Source organism: Haloferax sp. AB510, assembly GCF_024136985.1.
Taxonomy (GTDB): Archaea; Halobacteriota; Halobacteria; order Halobacteriales; family Haloferacaceae; genus Haloferax.
This window is the reverse complement of the sequence record NZ_JAMYJY010000001.1, coordinates 79,921-93,379: the sequence shown is the minus strand read 5'-3', so window position 1 is coordinate 93,379 and position 13,459 is coordinate 79,921. Positions and strand designations below refer to the sequence as shown.

The 13,459-nt window shown below is 62.4% G+C and carries 13 protein-coding genes and 1 pseudogene; 6 read left to right on the top strand and 8 right to left on the bottom strand.

Translation table 11 applies throughout. The annotated features are described in order from the left end of the window. The 5 genes and pseudogenes from NKF06_RS00425 to NKF06_RS00405 all read left to right on the top strand — a co-directional run. A pseudogene (locus tag NKF06_RS00425) lies at positions 1-383 on the top strand (acetyl-coenzyme A synthetase); the annotation flags it as partial. Positions 384-437: 54 nt separating this feature from the next. Beyond that, entirely contained in the window at positions 438-875 is a 438-nt protein-coding gene (locus NKF06_RS00420; protein ID WP_042662659.1) for a DUF4212 domain-containing protein, read from the top strand. After that, entirely contained in the window at positions 872-2,521 is a 1,650-nt protein-coding gene (locus NKF06_RS00415) for a VC_2705 family sodium/solute symporter (RefSeq protein WP_058826480.1), read from the top strand. The genes NKF06_RS00420 and NKF06_RS00415 overlap by 4 nt, the downstream gene beginning before the upstream one ends. Before the next feature lie 3 nt (positions 2,522-2,524). Next, entirely contained in the window at positions 2,525-3,007 is a 483-nt protein-coding gene (locus tag NKF06_RS00410; protein ID WP_253244152.1) for a universal stress protein, read from the top strand. Between the two features lie 68 nt (positions 3,008-3,075). Continuing rightward, complete coding sequence (locus NKF06_RS00405; protein WP_042662661.1) at positions 3,076-3,291, top strand: hypothetical protein; 216 nt, start codon at positions 3,076-3,078, stop codon at positions 3,289-3,291. A gap of 72 nt (positions 3,292-3,363) precedes the next feature. Here NKF06_RS00405 and NKF06_RS00400 read toward each other — a convergent pair whose 3' ends face one another. The 6 genes from NKF06_RS00400 to NKF06_RS00375 all read right to left on the bottom strand — a co-directional run bounded on the left by NKF06_RS00400 (position 3,364) and on the right by NKF06_RS00375 (position 10,387). Beyond that, a complete protein-coding gene (locus NKF06_RS00400) occupies positions 3,364-3,807 on the bottom strand; it encodes a DUF5518 domain-containing protein (protein WP_253244151.1) in 444 nt (147 codons plus the stop codon). 596 nt (positions 3,808-4,403) lie between these two features. Next, positions 4,404-6,071 (bottom strand): MFS transporter, encoded by a 1,668-nt coding sequence (locus NKF06_RS00395; RefSeq protein ID WP_253244150.1) that lies wholly within the window; start codon positions 6,069-6,071, stop codon positions 4,404-4,406. Positions 6,072-6,148: 77 nt separating this feature from the next. After that, complete coding sequence (locus NKF06_RS00390; RefSeq protein WP_253244149.1) at positions 6,149-6,988, bottom strand: ion transporter; 840 nt, start codon at positions 6,986-6,988, stop codon at positions 6,149-6,151. A 72-nt stretch (positions 6,989-7,060) separates the two neighbouring features. Further along, positions 7,061-8,389 carry a metallophosphoesterase gene (locus NKF06_RS00385; RefSeq protein WP_253244148.1) on the bottom strand — a complete coding sequence of 443 codons (1,329 nt, stop codon included), beginning with the start codon at positions 8,387-8,389 and terminating at the stop codon, positions 7,061-7,063. A gap of 69 nt (positions 8,390-8,458) precedes the next feature. Continuing rightward, a complete protein-coding gene (locus NKF06_RS00380) occupies positions 8,459-9,829 on the bottom strand; it encodes a TIGR00341 family protein (protein ID WP_253244147.1) in 1,371 nt (456 codons plus the stop codon). Positions 9,830-9,883: 54 nt separating this feature from the next. Beyond that, positions 9,884-10,387, bottom strand: coding sequence for a hypothetical protein (locus NKF06_RS00375; RefSeq protein ID WP_253244146.1), 504 nt, complete (start codon positions 10,385-10,387; stop codon positions 9,884-9,886). A gap of 238 nt (positions 10,388-10,625) precedes the next feature. On the opposite strand from NKF06_RS00375, the gene NKF06_RS00370 reads away from it, so the two are divergent. Then, complete coding sequence (locus NKF06_RS00370) at positions 10,626-11,090, top strand: DUF1269 domain-containing protein (RefSeq protein ID WP_309142098.1); 465 nt, start codon at positions 10,626-10,628, stop codon at positions 11,088-11,090. Between the two features lie 662 nt (positions 11,091-11,752). On the opposite strand, the gene NKF06_RS20945 is transcribed toward NKF06_RS00370, so the two are convergent. Together NKF06_RS20945 and NKF06_RS00360 are read right to left on the bottom strand one after the other, a co-directional pair. Next, positions 11,753-12,007: a hypothetical protein gene (locus tag NKF06_RS20945; protein ID WP_309142097.1), complete on the bottom strand. Its 255-nt coding sequence runs from the start codon at positions 12,005-12,007 to the stop codon at positions 11,753-11,755. Positions 12,008-12,096: 89 nt separating this feature from the next. Next, on the bottom strand, positions 12,097-13,290 hold the full coding sequence (locus NKF06_RS00360) for an ABC transporter substrate-binding protein (RefSeq protein ID WP_253244143.1): 1,194 nt from the start codon (positions 13,288-13,290) through the stop codon (positions 12,097-12,099). Between the last annotated feature and the right edge of the window lie 169 nt (positions 13,291-13,459).

Genomic DNA, 13,459 nt, shown 5'->3' with positions numbered 1-13,459 from the left:
TCTCGGGTCACCGCCTCGGAACGATGGAAATCGAGTCGGCCATCGTCGGCGTCGAAGGCGTCGCCGAGGCGGCGGTCGTCGGCGGCAACCACGAGGTGAAAGGTGAGGCCGTCTACGCCTACGTCATCACCGAAGACGGGTACGAGGAGGGGGAAGACCTCCGCGCGCGCATTATTGAGGGCGTCGAGGACGCCATCGGGCCCATCGCCAGACCCGAACAGGTCGTGTTCACGCCGGAGCTGCCAAAGACGCGCTCAGGCAAAATCATGCGTCGCCTGCTCGAAGATGTGGCGAACGGCGCGGAACTGGGCAACACCTCGACGCTCCGGAACCCCGATATCGTCGAACAGATAGAAGCGAAGGTCCACGCACAGAGCGACTGAGCGGCCGCCTTCGGCCGCCCGTATCGAGTGTAACTACGAGACGACCAACAATCTATGTCACGTGAATCAACCGAGTCAGAAATTGACTCACACGCCGCGAACACCGACCGGAGCACAGCTCCCGAACACGACGAGGTAGACTACCTGTCGAGGGAGGTGAACCTGCTGAAACCGAGTACCCCGTTCATGCGAGACCACCTGAAAATAATCTGGGCCGGATTCATCGCGTGGGCGCTCCTCACGTTCGGACCGCCGGTGCTCACCTACTTCGCACCGGCGACGATGACCGCGGAGCTTCCGGTCATCGGCTTCCCGGCGCACTACTTCCTCGTCGCCGTGTTGTCGCCGACCAGTTCGCTCGTCCTCGCGTTCGTCTACTCCCGCAAGCGCGACCAACTCGACAGGCGGTACGGCATCGACCACGCGGCCTCGAAGTCGCGCTCGAAGAGTGAGAGCGAGGCCGCCGTCACCGACGGAGGGAGCGTCGAATGACGCCGAGCGTGTTCCTCCAGTCGAGTGATCTGCTCCCCGAGGCGCTCAACATCTCGTTCAAACTCGTGCCGGCCATCATGGTCGTCGGGATGTTGGCCCTCTTTCTCGCCATCGGCTACGTGTTCAAAGTCGCCGACACGGAGGGGATGTGGGTCGCCGGCCGGTCCATCGGAAACGTCGAAAACGGGATGGCAATCGGCGCGAACTGGATGTCGGCGGCGTCGTACCTCGGATTAGCGGGACTGGTCGCCCTCGCGGGCTTCTACGGGCTCGCGTTCATCATCGGCTGGACGGCCGGCTACTTCGTCCTCCTCATCTTCCTGGCCGCGCAGATGCGTCGGTTCGGGAAGTACACGGCACCCGACTTCGTCGGCGACCGATTCAACTCCGATACGGCGCGGGCGATCGGCGCGCTGACGACCATCCTCATCGGGTTCGTCTACTCAGTCGGACAGGCCCGCGGGATGGGCCTCGTCGGACTGTACGTGTTCGGGACCGACTACGTCACGATGGTCGTCGTCATGATGGCGATTACGGTCGGCTACCTGACCATCTCCGGCATGATGGGCGCGACCAAGAACATGGCCGTCCAGTACGTCATCCTCATCGTCGCGTTCCTGACGGCCGTCTACGTCGTCGGGTTCACCGGCGGCTACTCGACCGTCCTCCCGCAAATCGAATACGGCCAGCTCATCGGCGAGCTGTCGGCCGAGTTCTCCGAACCGTTCGCCAACGCGGGGTTCTACCTCTGGATCGCCACGGCGTTCTCGCTCATCTTCGGGACCTGCGGCCTTCCACACGTGCTGGTGCGGTTCTACACCGTCGAAAACGAAAAGACGGCGCGGCAGTCGACCGTCTGGGGGCTGTTTTTCATCCTGCTCCTGTACTGGAGCGCCCCGGCGCTGGCGGCCTTCGGTGTCGACCTCTACGACGCCTCCCAGTACGGCCCGACGTTCGCGGCCAACGGCGGCATGAGCGGCGGTGAGGGCGACCTCATCGTGGTGCTCGCAGCGCAACTGTCGAACCTGCCGACGTGGTTCGTCGGCCTCGTCGCGGCCGGCGGTATCGCCGCCGCCATCGCGACGACGGCGGGGCTGTTCATCACCGCCTCGTCCGCCGTCTCCCACGACATCTACACGAACATCATCAACCCCGACGCGACCCAGCGCCAGCAGGTGTTCGTCGGTCGGGCGACGATCGTCGCGCTCGGTATCATCGTGACGATAACCGCGTTCGACCCGCCCGCGCTCGTCGGCGAACTGGTCGCGCTCGCGTTCTCGCTCGCGGCTATCGTGCTGTTCCCGATGTTCTTCCTCGGTCTCTGGTGGGAGAACACCAACCGTCAGGGCGCGCTCGCGGGTATGAGCGTCGGCCTCGTGCTCTGGATTGCCGCGGTGGTCAACGACCTCATCTTCCACTTCAGCGACCTCTTCGCCGAGTTCGTGCCGGCCATCGGCGCGGCACTCGTCGGCACGCCGCTGGTGTTCGTCATCACCATCGCCGTCTCGATGGCGACGGACGAACCGCCCGAGCGAATCAAGAAGATGGTTCGGCAGTGTCACAGCCCCGAACCGATGGGTCAGCAACAGTCCGCAGAAGACGTCGTCATGAATGCCGACGGGGGCCAGTCCCCCGCGGACGACTAACCAATGTACGAACATATCCTCATTCCGACTGACGGAAGCGACGCGGCGGAGTACGCCGTCGAACAGGCGGTCGACATCGCGTCGAAGTACGGGGCGACGGTTCACGCGCTGTACGTCGTCGACGTGGACGCCACCAGCTACTCGCTGGGAACGGAACAGGTCGACCGCATCCGACAGGGCCGCCTCGACGACATGCCCGAAGTGAAGGAGGCGGCCGACAAGGCGACGGGCTACGTCGCCGACGTCGCCGCCGAACACGGACTGGCCGTCCGCGAACACGTCGTCCCGGGCGAACCGGCGCGAGCCATCAGGAAGTTCGTCGAGGACAACGACATCGACCTCGTCGTGATGGGCTCGCACGGCCGTTCCGGGCTCTCCCGGGTCGTCCTCGGGAGCGTGACCGAACGCGTCCTGCGGCGGACCCGACTTCCGGTGCTCGTCGTCGACGTCCACGAAAAGGAAGCGGAAACGGAAGCGGAAGCGTAACGCATGTACGATACGACCCACGCGAGGATGACCGCACCACCCGCGGCTCCCGACGGGGTGACCCGCCGATGAGCCTCGCGGAGACGATTCGAACCCACGTGCGCGAACACCGCTCGGGAATGCTGACCGACCTGCTGTTCGCCCTCGCGTGGGTAACTGTCGTTTCGGTCCTGTTCGACGTGGTCGACGGGCCGCAGTGGGCGTTCTACCTCTGTCTGGGTGCGGGCGTCGTCGCGTACTTCGGCTTCTTCGCGTCGGTCGAAGCCGCGCGCGAGCAGCGCTGACACCGGATTCACTCCCGGACTATTTTCTCGTACGGACTCGGAGCGGTTGCGGGTTCGTGCTCGCCGGTGCGGTCACTCGTTGGTCGCCGTCGGTGACGGCGGGTCAGACGTCGTCAGCGCCGCACCGACTCTCGCGCCCGCTTCGCCAAGGAGCGCGGACAGACCGAACCCGAGCAGGCCGACCGTGGCGACTCCGCCGAGCACCATCAGCCAGCCCGCGACGACGAACCACGTCGGGCCGGACAGTCCGGTCGCGAACGCGAGCACGTCGAACAGTACCCAGAGGATGGGAAGCCCGCCGACGAGGCCCGTCCGGACGCCGACACCGGTCGCCGTTCCGTGCCGTCGCTTCGCCACCGCGCCGACGACGAGTCCGGCGAAGAACACCGCGGTCAGCGACATCGCCGACCGCCCGTCGAGATAGCTCCACGAGACGAACACCGCCGCGACGAGGCCGCCGACGAGGCTGTACCGCCGTCGCCACGAGCGTTCGCTTGGAGGGCTGAGGCGTTCCATACATTCGATAGTGTATGCTATCTAATAACTCTGTTCACGAATCGGGGAAAAATTGGACCGCTCCACGACTACTCGTCTCGCTCCCGTTGTCGGGAGGCGACGCTCACTCCAGCGGCGAGTAAGACGGCACCGACGACCTGTTCATCTCTCTGTCCCCCGCAACCTGCCTTGTGTACGCTTGGATATTACTTCCCTGCCGAATTAGATTTCATCTCCGATAATTAGGCGATCCGGGCTGTTTGGATATAATATACTAAATTTGATGAAGTCGAAATATACGGTGTATCTATTCTGGTGTATAACTGAACGAAACCGTAGCAATACTAATAATGTGTACTACTATCTGGGTGAAATGATTTTTGTCCTAAAATCCTGATTTAGCGATCGCATCCAAAATTTTGGAAAACCATGCTATATGTGGTGTGAGGGGTTCTGAAACATAATATGATACTCTCGTTAGGATTATCAAACTGGATATCTTGGCGAGCCTGACGTACCACCGATGTTCCCTCCGTCTGAACATCCGCGGCGCAGATTCTTCCGAGGCGTCGGTCGAATATACCGTTCCGCTCTTCGGAAGAGCAGTACCGCTGCGCTCACGGTCCGCTGTCGGTCTCATCGTCCGGGAGGAGCGTCGAAACGAGGAGCACGAGCAACACGAGAAGCGCGAGGAGCAACAGCGTCTCCCGCTGTGCCTGCACTATCGCGGCGTCGAACACGTCGGCCAACAGTTCTCGCTGTGCCGGAGCGAGGCCGTCGAGGACTGCCCGCTGGGTCTCTTTGGTCGCCGTCTCCGCGGCGTCTTCGAGCGCGATGACGAGCGCTTCCCGGTCGCTCGTCGACACGCCCGCGCCAGCGACGGCCAGCACGCCCTCCACGACGCCGCCGTAGAACCGCCGGAGCAGGTACGTTCCCACGATAGCGGTCCCGAACGAGTAGCCGAGCATCATCGTCGCGTTCAGCAGGCCGGACGCCGCCGCCGAGTCCCGCTGTTCGACGGCCGAGAGCGTCATGTCGATGAGCTGTGCCATCACGAGGCCGAGGCCGAGGCCGACGAGCGCCATCGGCACGGCGAGTTGCGTGACCGTCGCGTCCAGCGCCGTCTGCGACACGAGCGCGAGAACCCCGAGCCCCATGAGGACGACGCCGCCCTGAATCAGTAGTTTCGGCGCGACGAACCGCCGCCAGCCGGTCGTGAAGATGGACGCGACGAACGTCGCGACGGAGAACGGAAGCATCGCGACCCCGGTCTCGAACGCGGTGTAGCCGGCCCCGGACTGGAGGAAGACCGGAACGACGAAGATGAACCCCGCGAGGACCAGCGACCGCGCGGCGTTCGTGACGATACCGGCCGTGAACGGCGCGTTCGACAGGAGACGGACCGGGACGAGCGGCGACCCGCCCTCGCGCTCGACGCGACGCTCGTACTGGACGAAGGCCGCGAAGACGACGATTCCGAAGCCGACGAGCCAGACGGTCGGCGACGCGCCGAACAGATCCAGTCGAACGCCACCGACGGCGAACGGCCGGCGGGCCGATATCCATCCGTACCGCCCGGCCAAGAGGACGCCGGCGACGAGGGCGGTCGTCCCCGCTATCGAGAGGACCGTCCCGCCGACGTCCAGTTTCGTCCGCGTCTCGCTCAGGGACTCCTCAGGGAGATACCGGACGAACGCGAGCGCGACGAGAACGATGAGTACCTCGACGCCGAACCCCCACCGCCAGCTGGCGAACGTCGTGACCGCGCCGCCCAAAAGCGGCCCGAACGCGGCCCCGGCCGCGTTCACCCCGGCGAGGATACCGAGGGCTTTCGCCCGGTCTGCGCCCTCGTAGCTGACGAGGAGGACCGTGAACGTCAGCGGGAGCAACACGGCTGCGGCGGCCCCCTCGATGACCGACCAGCCGACGTAAAGCACGGCGACGTTCCAACTCAGCGCCGCCAGCGTCGTCCCGACGCCGTACACGAGTAGGGTCGCGGTCATCAGCCGGCGAATCCCGTACATCGACGACAGCTTGCCGCCGGGAAGAATCAGCGCCGCCATGACCATCGCGTAGAACGAAATCGCGCCCTGTACGACCGTGACGGTGGTATCGAGGTCGGTGACGATGGACGGAATCGCGACGTTCATCAGCGTCGAATCGATGACGCCGATGAACATCGCGAGACTCACCGCCACCGCGGGGCCCCAGTACGCCAACCCTCCCGCCGAACCGGTCGTCGCCGCTCTTCTTTCGGGAACGTGAGCGTTCGCGTCTGCGTCCATTGGCCTTCGATAGCACGCCTCACTCAATAAATCTCTCTGACAGAGCGGAGCGGCGTTGGTCTCTCGGTCGGCTCGGTTCAGCCGTGAGACGACTCCGAGCCAAGCGACTCGCCACAGTACGGGCACCACTCGAACCTCGGTCTCTCTCTTGGTTGTGTCTGTTCGCCCGGCTGCGCCCGCTCTTCCGTTCGCTCTGCGAAAAAGCCCGCGGCCAAGATACTCGACGGGAGCGCAAAGAAGGCGACACCGCCCAGCATGGTCGCCGCCCCGAGCAGACGGCCGAGCGGCGTCACGGGAACCACGTCACCGTACCCGACCGTGGTGAGCGTCACGACACCCCACCAGAGCGTCTCCGGAATCGACGAGAACGCCTCCGGTTGGACGCTCCCCTCGACGAAGTACATGAGCGTCGACGAGACGAGGACCAACATCCCGGCTCCGCTGAACGCGACGCCGAGGTCGGAGCGCTGCGCGTCGATGACCCGCTTGAACCGCCCTCGCGAGCGCCTGAACCACGAGAGGTTGAGGACGCGAGCCAGCCAGAAGACGCGGAACAGTCCCGACTCGAACAGCCGTATCTCGAAGAGGAGTCCGACCCAGAACGTCACGATGACGAAGCAGTCGACGACCGCGATGGGGTCGCGGACGAACGCGACCCGACTGTGCCGACCAGACTCGGCCGCGTCGGAGCCGGCGGCCCAGAGCCGGACGACGTACAAGAGTGTAAAGAGGACGATGGAGACGACGAGCAGGCCATCGAAGTAGACGCCGAACCGTGCCGAAAGCGACTCGACGGTCGATAGAACGACGGCGACGACGTTCGCCGAAGCCAAGAGGAACACGAGCCGGCTGAACCGCTCGCCCCATCGGTTCTCGGACTCCGGGTCGACCACTGTCCACACCTGGTCTCGGGACATCTGTGCCATGCCACAGTTATCTTCGCCGAGCAATATGTCGTTACCTCTCGCCTGACGGGTCGGGCCGAGCCGTCAGCGTCCGCTCGGGTCGGACTCGGCGCTCGTCTCGTTCGGCTCTCTCGTCGGTCGGACGACGGTCCGCGGCGGAATCGTGTCCTCCCGCTTCGGCGCGGACGTGACGAGGCGCTGGAACCACGTCTCATCGTCTGGCGCTTGTTTTGCGACGAGTTCGTAGTCGACGGCGACACCGCCGTCTTCCGTCGCCGACACGCGCACGTAGTTGAGTTGGTACCACGAGTAGAAGACGGGCGGGAGGACGCCGAGCACGGACTCGACGCGTCGCAGTCGCTTCAGCCACGTTCCCGTGTTGACGACGACCCGGTCCGCCACCTCGGTGACCGCGGGCCGGTGGGTGTGGCCGTAGACGAACACCGCGACCGTCGGGTCGGACGCGAACAGCGCCCTCGCGCCTTCCAAATAGGTGTCCGCCGAGTCCCGCCCGTCCGGCTGGTCGATGCCGAACCGTCTGAGCGTCTTTCGGACATCTCTGGCGAAGACGAAAAGCGGTATCGCGACGAGTATCAGCAACAGCGTGACGGCGAGGTTCGCAGTTAAAAACAGGTCGACCAGCGTTCCGGCCGGGCCGAACAGCCCGAGGAACCGCTCGATGAGATTCATCGGGAGCGACCAGAGCCCTACCGCGTCGAGCGCGAACGCGAGCACGTAGAGGAACCCGACGTTGAACAGGAGGAGAAACGGGGCGGAGACGTATCTGAGCCACGGGCTCATCTCCCGATAGAAGTAGTTGGACAGCATCCACGCTGGAATCTGCGTCATCGGCGTCACCGCCTGAATGTCTTTGAGCCAGTTGAACTTCCCGCGCTCGGAGAGCCTGCCGGCGCGACTCGTGAGCTGTCTGTTGACGAAGTAGCCAGGTGGGTTCGCGTAGGGGTTTCCGAAGTCGGGAATCCGGTTGTTCGGGTCACGTTGCATCCCGTGTTCGACGTAGACGACGTAGTCGCCGACGTCTCGGGTTATCGAGACCTCCTGTCGGAGCGTGACGTTGAACTCGGCCAGCCGGTCGACGTACGCCGGATAGGCGGCGAGTTCGTAGTCGTGGTTGCCCGGGATGAGCGTGATGGGGATTCGGTCACCGGTCGCTTCGAACTGCTCGAACAACTCCGGATAGCGCTCGACGAGGGCGTCGAACTTGTCGAGTCCCTCGACGTCGGTGAACTCCCACAGCCCGAACGCGTCGCCGTTGATGATTAGCTCGGCGTCCTCGTCGCTCGCTTCGAGCGTCCGGAGGAACGACAGCAGTTCGTCGAGGAAATCGACCTTTCCCAGTTGCTCGTCGCCGCCGATGTGGAGGTCGCTGATGAAGTAGTACGCGTCGGTCACGGTCGGTCCTCCGGGCCGTTTCGGGCCGAGACCCTTCCGCGGCGGTTCACCCCGCGCGGTTCGCATCGCTCACGCATGGTTGCCCCGCGTGATGCGGTCGAACCGCGCGGTACGGTCGAACGCGAAGCCACTCACCGAGGCTCTCGTCGCTGCTCCATCTGAGACCTGCGCCTCGACGAACCCGACTCTGACGATTACGTCTCGGTCAAACTGCTCGGTCAGCCGGTCGTCGAACCGCTGTGCGAGGTCGGGCGGCGCTTGCAAGTCGCGGGGAATCCCGACCAGCACGTCGACCCGCGGCTGGTTTCCGAGGAGCAGGTCGGCCGGTTCGTACTCCACCGTGACGCTGACGAGTTCGACGCCCTCGATGTCCGCTTCGTCGAACTGACGTTGGAGTTCGACCTGCGTCTGCTGTTCGAACGACGTGGTCTGGAACGACGCGTAGGTCACGCCGGCGAGGACGAGCGAAAGGACCGCGATAGCCACCCCAATGACGGCGATTCGGGAGGCGATAGACGCTTTGACCCGCTCCCGTTGGTCGGTGTCGAACGGCTTGAACCCCGATAGATAGAACAGAATCAGCGCCGAGAGGTTGATTGCGAGGAGGTTGACGACGACGAGCACCGCGCCCGCGACGGTGACTCCCGGGAGACCGAACGCCAGCCCCAAGCCGGACGTCGCCGCCGGCGGGACGAGCGCGACAGCGATGGCGACCCCGACGAGAGTCGAACCGGAGCCGCGCATGATGCTTATCGCCCCCGCGATTCCCGACCCCAACGCGAGGAACAGCGACAGGACGTTCGGGCTGGTTCGCTCTGCGACCTGTGGAATCGATTGAATGTCGAGCCCCGGCGGGATGAGTATCGTCTGCTGGAGTACTACTCCGAACACCGCGGCCGTCGCGATGGCAGCTAAGAGACCCAGAACCTGCAGGGCGACGCCGCGAGACGCCATCTGGCGGTCGGCCAGCACCGCCCCGACGGACGCGGAGACCGCCGGTCCCATGAGTGGAGCGACGACCATGGCTCCGATAATCGTCGCCGCGGAATCGAGCAGCAGGCCCGTCGCGGCGATGACCGTGCTGAGTAGCAAGAAGCTAAAAAACGTCGAGTTCGCCGGCGCGAGGTCCTCCGCTCGGGCGTGCAGCTCCTCGCGGGAGATTCTGAGGCCGGGAAAGCGCTCCTTCAGGGCCGAGATGCGCTGCGAAACGACCGTCTCGGTGGGGAGCACGATGGTGTAGGTGTCGTCCCGGACGCCCGCGTTCGTCAGTTTCTCCATCACCGTCTCGACGCCGCTGGGCGGAACCGGAAACTGCACCATCGCCTCGAAGTCACCTCGACCGACCTCTTCGAAGACGGCGTAGTCGATGCCCTGATCGTCAAGTGACTCAAGTACGCTCTCTCGTCTCCCCCGTGGTATCAACACCTGAACGAGTCGCATACTGGCTACAACGTCACGTGAACACAAAAAGTATGAGTGCTTTGATACGATGGCTCACTTGATTGTCTCGCTCGACGCGTCGTCGATGGCGAGCGTCTCCCCGATAGCGTCGATGAACGCCCGCTCGGCCGGGCTGACCCGCCGGCCGCCCAGTCGGAGTATCCCGCCTTCGATGCCGGCGTCCGCGACTCGTTCAGCGCACCACGTGACGAACTCCTCGTACTCGTTTTGCTCCGCCGCGGTCGCCCGCACTCGGACGATTGCCGTCGCCTCCCGACAGTAGTCGTGCGCGCGAGCTATCGTCACCGCGCGGTTGAAATCGCGCGTCTCCGCGTCGTGTCGCACCCGGTCGGCGTTCACCCGGACGAACCCGGCGAGGTGCGTGACGAGTTCCGACTCCGGGTCGAACTCGTCCGTGTGTCGGAGGGTCTGGCGAACCGTCTTGAGCTCTCGCCGCAAGCCGCCGTTCGAGGCGACGACGACGCCGAACATCACCTCGACCGGCGTCTGCGCGAGCGTTCGCCACTCCTCGGGCGTGAACGACTCTCGACTGGTCATAGCGAACTATTGGCGGGCGACGAATATAGCGTCGCAGGTCGTCGCGGGCCGAATCGGCGGACTCTCTCGGGCCACCGGGTGCGGTCGGTTCGGGACACCGCCCGGCCGCTTTCGCGCCCGACGAATTACGGGATGTGAGACAATCAGCACCTCGATAAATGCAGTTTATTATGTTATCTCACTTACGTGTGGTCGGGTTGAAAAGATGAGTTCACTAGTAGTACTCGCGTTCGATACGATGGACGGCGCGGAGAACATGCGGGAGAAACTGTATCACCTCCAGCGTCGCGAACTGATTACGATCGAGGACGCCGCCATTGCCGTTCGAAAAGAGAACGGTCAGGTGAAAGTCAAACAGGCCCAGAGCCTCGTCGGCGTGGGCGCGCTCGGCGGGTCGTTCTGGGGGCTCCTCATCGGCGTCATCTTCTGGATGCCGTGGCTCGGGATGGCTGTCGGGGCGGTGACGGGCGCGCTCAGCGGGAAGTTCACCGACATCGGCATCGACGACTCGTTCATCAAAGAGGTCGCGAACACGGTCGAACCCGGAAATTCAGCGCTGTTCCTCCTGTCCCGCGGCGCGCAGATGGACCGAATCAAGGCGGAACTGTCGGACGACGAGTTCGAGATTATCGAGACGAACCTCTCGCCAGAGGACGAAGACCGACTTCGTGAAGCGTTCGCCGCCGAGGAAATCGCGGGATAGGTTCCGAACGCCGACAGGCGACCGTCTGCACGGTGCGGAGAGCATCGCCCACGCGCGACGAGGTGTGCGCCGGTCGCCCCGGCACGGTCCAGGTCCAACTTGCTAGTTTTTGTCTCACCTGCTTCGCTCGCGTTATCTCTCGGAGACGTGCGAAGAATATCTGCGAACCGCCTCAGACGGACGTTTCGGCGCTCGCAAGTATCTTACTCCCCAGAACGAGATTCACTATACTTTACAAAGGTAGTTGTGTAACAAAAACGTCGGTGAGACATCATTATCGGGGGTTGACGGGTGCTTGATGGCGGCGTAGTCTGCCACCGATTCGGTGGAGAGGGCCATCCTCTGGTCTGAAATAGGCGTTCTCAGTGAACAGTCGGTGCGTTCCGAACGCTGGTTGGCTTTTCAGTACAGAAACGCGTCTCCACGACCTCGGAGGATAATTTTGATGCGTGCCTTTGTTTCACCAAAGTCAGATCTATATCACTGATCATCGCACAGGAACCGGCTAGCGAGGCTGACCGGCGCAGTGCTCTCGACTCGATCGTCCTGCTGACCATTCCAGTCGGCATCGAACCGTATCATAGTCACTTTCCGGAACGCTATCTGTCTCCGCGGAAACGCTCCGACAGTACGTCTATGGTATTCTTAACTCATTGTCTGATTCAAGCGTAGAGACGGCCGTGTTCGTCAAAATCACGGAGTTGATACACCAATTCACGAATCTGCGATGCTTCACCGTGACAGAATATGGTCTCTAAGCACCATTCGCATTGGTGCATATGGCCAGTAGTTTCGATTATCTCCTGAAAATCGTGTTGAATGCTATGGAGGTCACCAATACTCGGCTCGGTCGATGAACTGAGCGAGCAAGAGCGTGAAGAACTAGTCGAAGAACACAGTGTGGAAGAGCTCCGCACTGAGCACACCGAGGACGAACTCACGAAGCTCGGCGTCACTGCCTGAAACAGAAGTTGTCCCTCGGCGAGTGATTTATTTATAAACCGTCTCAGATATTTCCTTTGACAATTTCTGCGATGCGTTCACGGTCGAACAGCGTCACGTCCTCAAACGAATCGGGGTAGATGTCTTTCGCCGCCCGGTCGGTATGGTAGAAGTTGATAATTGGGCCTTGGTCAAGATAGCCAGCGCTGTAGATGGCACCGTCTTGAACTGCTTGTACACTGTTCGATCCACCTTCTTCTTGCAGTGGCTCGACAACTTCTGTTTGGAACTCAGATTCGGACGCTCCTCCGTAATTCCGCACTAGTAGTACCTCGGGGTCGATTTCAATCAAGGCTTCTAGATCAAGCGTTCCCCTGTCAGAGAAACTGTAGTGTCCCACATCTGTCGCGGCAAGTGCATCGGTCAGACCGAGTTCGCGCCACTGCTTGGTGCTGACTCCTCCATCATCAAACCGAAACGGATAGAATTGGAACCCTGATCCGTCAGCCGGATACACCAGTAAGGCAGTCGGTCGCTGGTCGGCCGGTGGCAAGTGCTCATCAATGGACTCAAGCATCTCCTCGTGGAGTTTGACGTACGCTTGGTAGCGCTCCTGTGCCTGAAAAACCTCAGCCATCAATTCGAAGGCCTCATAGAGGCTGTAGTAGCGGTAATCGTGCCAGTCGTCACTATGACGACGGATAAAATTGCCAAAGAACGGGCCGAGGTTCTCCGAAACCTCATCGACGTCAGCCTGGTCCCAGTCGTACCAGAGTCGCAGGATATGTGGATCAACGAAATGGACGTCGGCATTCATTTCATAGAACAGTTCCTTACTCACGCCGCCTGCAACGAGTTCCACGATGTCATCTGCGTTAAATTCTATTCCGGGGAGTTCCTCGAAGGCCTCGTTCGCAAACCGGTTGTGGTTCTGAATGCCGAGTGTCTGCCCACCGCCGAGTGCAAACGCCATATCGGCGAACGTCGGTAGCAATGCGGTCCACCGCTCGGGCGGGCTATCGAACTCAACTGCACCCATCGGCTCGATTTCGACAGTGTACGAATTATTCGTTTCCGTCCCAGCATCCGTTTCAGAGACGGCTTCCTGTGTCGATGATGTGCTTGATTCTGTCGACGAACTCGTTGACTGGGAGTTGCTCGAGCAGCCCGCAAACAGACCGCCACCGATGATTGCCCCGCCGTACCTCAGGTAGTCACGCCGCGTCGGCGCCTCGTGGTCGCTGGAATCGCTTGGCATATATTTTAGGCCTACCTAAATATTCAAAAGCGTTCCGAATTTTAGGCCTGCCGAAAATATCAGCGAGGCGCACCGCAGCGCGGACACATCGGCGGGCCGCTCTCGGGCAGCGAGCCCGCAGTGTGGACACGCGCTGCCGTCAAGTGTGGTGATCTCCTCGACCACCTCA

Excerpts from the sequence above, each read along its gene's own strand:
- NKF06_RS00420 (WP_042662659.1), top strand. The coding sequence starts at position 438 with ATGTCACGTGAATCAACCGAGTCAGAAATTGACTCACACGCCGCGAAC.
- NKF06_RS00415 (WP_058826480.1), top strand. The coding sequence starts at position 872 with ATGACGCCGAGCGTGTTCCTCCAGTCGAGTGATCTGCTCCCCGAGGCG.
- NKF06_RS00410 (WP_253244152.1), top strand. The coding sequence starts at position 2,525 with ATGTACGAACATATCCTCATTCCGACTGACGGAAGCGACGCGGCGGAG.
- NKF06_RS00405 (WP_042662661.1), top strand. The coding sequence starts at position 3,076 with ATGAGCCTCGCGGAGACGATTCGAACCCACGTGCGCGAACACCGCTCG.
- NKF06_RS00400 (WP_253244151.1), bottom strand. The coding sequence starts at position 3,807 with ATGGAACGCCTCAGCCCTCCAAGCGAACGCTCGTGGCGACGGCGGTAC.
- NKF06_RS00395 (WP_253244150.1), bottom strand. The coding sequence starts at position 6,071 with ATGGACGCAGACGCGAACGCTCACGTTCCCGAAAGAAGAGCGGCGACG.
- NKF06_RS00390 (WP_253244149.1), bottom strand. The coding sequence starts at position 6,988 with ATGTCCCGAGACCAGGTGTGGACAGTGGTCGACCCGGAGTCCGAGAAC.
- NKF06_RS00380 (WP_253244147.1), bottom strand. The coding sequence starts at position 9,829 with ATGCGACTCGTTCAGGTGTTGATACCACGGGGGAGACGAGAGAGCGTA.
- NKF06_RS00375 (WP_253244146.1), bottom strand. The coding sequence starts at position 10,387 with ATGACCAGTCGAGAGTCGTTCACGCCCGAGGAGTGGCGAACGCTCGCG.
- NKF06_RS00370 (WP_309142098.1), top strand. The coding sequence starts at position 10,626 with ATGGACGGCGCGGAGAACATGCGGGAGAAACTGTATCACCTCCAGCGT.
- NKF06_RS00360 (WP_253244143.1), bottom strand. The coding sequence starts at position 13,290 with ATGCCAAGCGATTCCAGCGACCACGAGGCGCCGACGCGGCGTGACTAC.